The sequence below is a fragment of the Roseomonas sp. 18066 genome (assembly GCF_902706185.1).
Taxonomy (GTDB): Bacteria; Pseudomonadota; Alphaproteobacteria; order Acetobacterales; family Acetobacteraceae; genus Pseudoroseomonas.
On the sequence record NZ_CACSJM010000272.1, the window covers coordinates 1 to 3529 of the forward strand.

Here is a 3529-nt window from a genome sequence, read left to right on the forward strand (position 1 = left end):
GACCTGCTGATGCGCGCGCCATGCCCGGTCGCCCGCCGCCGCCTGACGCGCGCATCAGCAGGTCACCCGCCGCATCGCCGGCGCGGCGCGGTCGCGCAGCGCCGCCCAGTCCGGGGCGGCCCCCGCAGCCGGCGGCGGCCGAAAGCGCGGCACCACCCCGGCGCTCGCCAGGAAGTCGCGCAGATCGGCCAGCGGCACCGCCGAGCTGGTGCCGCGCGCCCCGGCATAGACCACCCCCACCACATTGCCCGCCGCATCCAGCAGCGGCCCGCCGGAGCTGCCGCCGGCGCTGGGCGCGTCGATCTCCAGCCGCCAGCGCAGCCGGCCGGCCTGGTCCTCGCCGAAATAGCGCAGCCCGTCCTCCCAGCTCACCTCCACCTCCTGCCCCTGGCGGTCGGTGACGCGGAAGGAGACGGCGCGGCCGCCCTCCGGGTCGTGCACGGTCAGCGTGGCGCGGCGCAGCGGCCCCTGGCTGGCCTGCAGCCCGGCGGCGGCGGGAAAGCCCAGCGCCAGCACCGGCGCGCCGCGCGGCAGGCGGGCGGCGGCCGACAGCGCCAGCGGCAGGTCGTCGGGCGCCGCCGGCCCGCGCAGCAGCGCCAGGTCGGCCGCCGGCTCCTCGGCCAGGATGCGCCAGGGCCCGGGCTGGCCGGCGACCCGCACCGCCAGCCCCTGGGCGCGGCAGGGCAGCACCACATGGGCATTGGTCACCAGCAGCCCCGGCGCCACCAGGAAGGCCGAGCCGCTGCGATGCGCGCCCGCCGGCAGCGTCTCCACCAGGGTCAGCCGCGGCGGCGCCGCGCGGAAGCCGCCCGCGGCCATGGCGACGCCTGCCGCCGCCAGCAGCGCGGCCAGCACCGCCGCTCCGATCCGCACCCGCTGGGCTGTCCGCATCCGTCGCTCGACCGCTTTGCGAAAAACGGATATTCTCTAGCATGCCGCCGGGCGAGGGGCCAAGCGGCTTGCGAGAGGGGAGGCACCCATCCAGGGCCTGCCGCTGCTGATCCGCCTGGCGCGCCAGGCCGCCGATGCCCGCCGCGTGGCGCTGGCCGCCGCCGAGCGCGACCGCCTGGCGCAGGAGGAGGCCATCGCCGCGCAGGGCGCGGTGCTGGCCAGCGAAACCCGGCGCGCCCGCGGCGATGCGGCGGAGATGGCGCTGTGGTCGGTCTGGCTGCGCGCCGCCGAGCGCCGCCGCCGCGGGCTGGAGGCCGAGCTGCGCCGCCGCGCCGCGGCGGAGGAATTGCTGCGCGACAGTCTGCGCGAGGATTTCGCGCATCTGAAGCGGCTCGAGCTGGCGCTGGCGCAGCACCACCAGCGAGAAAAACTGGCCGCCGCCCGCAAGGCCGAGCAGCGCGCCGAGGAGCTGGAGCTGCTGAAGCCCCGGGCTTAGTCGCCGCGCGGCCGGCCGAGCCGCTCCAGGTCGGGCTTCTCCTTGAAGCGGGCCCAGGCCTGCAGCAGCTCGCGCAGCTGCTCCTCCTGGCTGGTGCGCTCGCGCCGGAGGATCTGCAGGCGCTTGCGCAGCTCCAGGATCAGGTGGCCGCGGGGGAGGTCGGCGCCGCTCTCGAAGCGCTCGACGAAGATGCGGCCGAGCTCGGGGTCGTCGCGCTCGATGCAATAGGCGGCATAGGCCAGCACCGAGCCGCGGCCGAACTCGATCATCTTGCGGCCGAAGGTGCGCATCTCCAGCAGGCGCGGATGCTGCTCGACGATGCGCATCACCTCGGCCGGGGTCGGCTTGGCGTTGCGCGTGCCGGCGGGCTTCAGCTCATGCTTCCACAGCAGCACGGCGGCGGCGGCGATCAGCGGGCGGTCGCCGAAATGGTCGAAGGCGGCGCCCAGCTGCGGGCCCTTCTTGGCGTGGATGTCGTAGGTGGCATAGGCCTCCTCCGGCAGGCCGCGCATCACCGGCACCTCGATCGCCTCGCCCGCCTGCAGCACCGCCGACAGCCGGTGCTGGCCGTTCAGCAGCCGGCCGGAGCGGCTGAAGCAGATCGGCTGCGCGTTCATCATCCAGTTGCCGGCGCGGATGTCGCGGGCGATGGCATCGACATGCGCCGCCACGATCTTCCGGTTGCGGCTGTTATGCGCGAGGTAAGCCTCGGCCTGCTGCGGCGAGATGCTCTCGATCGCCAGCGGAAAGATGTTTTCCTCTGACGCCAGGCGTTCGACGGCTTCCTGCAGGCTGCGGGCGGTCTCCTCTGTCTCGCTCTCCATTCCCGGATCGTCCAGGCCCGGATAGCCGGCCAGCGCCGGAAACTCCTCGCCCTTGGTCGGGTTGGCGGTGCGGTCGATCCAGGTGTAGCTGCGCTGCGGCTCGTCGATGATGGTGGCGTTCAGCGCCTTGATGCACAGCGCGAACAGCGTCACCGGCTTCAGCCGCGTCGCCGGGTCGCCGCGGGTGATGTCGATCAGGTCGCGGATCCGCGCCCCCGGCTCCATCGGGCTGTGCTTCTCCGGCCAGGCGATGGCGTCGAGGAAGCGGCGCGTCGCCGTCTTGTCGACCCGGAAGCCCATGAAGAGCAGCGGCGTGCGCACGGCTTCCGACAGCGCCGTCGCCTCGCTCTCCAGCGACATCTTCACCGCCTGCTCCAGGTCGGGATTGGCGCGCAGCACGCGGTCCATGCGCGACCAGCTGGCGGTGCCGGCGCCGCGCAGCATCTTGCCGTCGTCGTAGCGGATCAGTTTTACCAATGCCGACTGCAAGGCATGGGCATGGGGAATGCCGCGCGCCTCGAGCACGCCGGCGAAGGAGCGGCGGCGCTGCTGATCGATGGTGTGCAGCACGTCGTCGGGAATGTTCTGCGCCAGCACGGTCAGGAAGGGCACGCCGGCCTTGATGCAGCCGCGCAGCCGCTGCACCCCGTCCAGCAGCACGCCGCCGCGCGACAGGATCAGCGGCATGCCGTTCAGGATCCAGCGGCCCTCGCGCATCGCCTCCGCATAGGCGGCGATGGCGGTGGCATTGTCGCCGGCGCTGGGGCGCTTGCGGCTGAGCAGCTCGACCGCCGCGGCCGGGGTCACCAGCTCGATCGAGAAGCCCGGCCCGTCGGCCGCCTGGCCCTGCAGCTGGACGATGCGCCCGCTCTGGCCGGCTGCCTGCTTCGCGCCCGTCGTCACGCCAGCCTGGGCCGTCCCGGCTTGGACCATGCCGGCTTGAACGATGCCAGCCTTGGCCGATTTGCGTGCGGCTCCCGTCACCCGCGCCATGCCCTGCCTGCTCCCGCTTCGCCTGGCCGCGAAAGCGGGCCAGGGCTCCGATGGGTTTCGTTTAGACTTTTTTCGCTCTTCCAGCCAGACGCAAAAATGCACGAAGGCGATTTTCCTGCGATATTTTTTCGCATGCATGACGACAGGACCCGGCCGCTGTCAGTGTTTGCTTTACGATGTTCTCGAACAGCGAAGTGGTCCTGCCCTTGCGCAGCTGCTAAAAACCAATGATCGCCGCCTGGATCGCCCGCGCCTCGCAAGGCCGCGGCGGCCTGCCAGGCCCCGCCATGCCAGGAAGGAGAAGCCCTCCCCATGACCGGTACCC

The 3529-nt window shown here is 72.6% G+C and carries 3 protein-coding genes; 1 reads left to right on the forward strand and 2 read right to left on the reverse strand.

Annotated features, from left to right (window positions below; genetic code table 11):
* Positions 1-54: 54 nt before the first annotated feature.
* Entirely contained in the window at positions 55-873 is an 819-nt protein-coding gene (locus GVN67_RS28430) for a serine protease (RefSeq protein WP_160000669.1), read from the reverse strand.
* A 163-nt stretch (positions 874-1036) separates the two neighbouring features.
* Here GVN67_RS28430 and GVN67_RS28435 point away from each other — a divergent pair, with 163 nt between their 5' ends.
* Entirely contained in the window at positions 1037-1387 is a 351-nt protein-coding gene (locus GVN67_RS28435) for a hypothetical protein (protein WP_235035599.1), read from the forward strand.
* On the opposite strand, the gene GVN67_RS28440 is transcribed toward GVN67_RS28435, so the two are convergent.
* On the reverse strand, positions 1384-3114 hold the full coding sequence (locus GVN67_RS28440; RefSeq protein WP_235035600.1) for a hypothetical protein: 1731 nt from the start codon (positions 3112-3114) through the stop codon (positions 1384-1386). The two genes, GVN67_RS28435 and GVN67_RS28440, sit on opposite strands and share 4 nt — an antisense overlap.
* Positions 3115-3529: the final 415 nt, after the last annotated feature.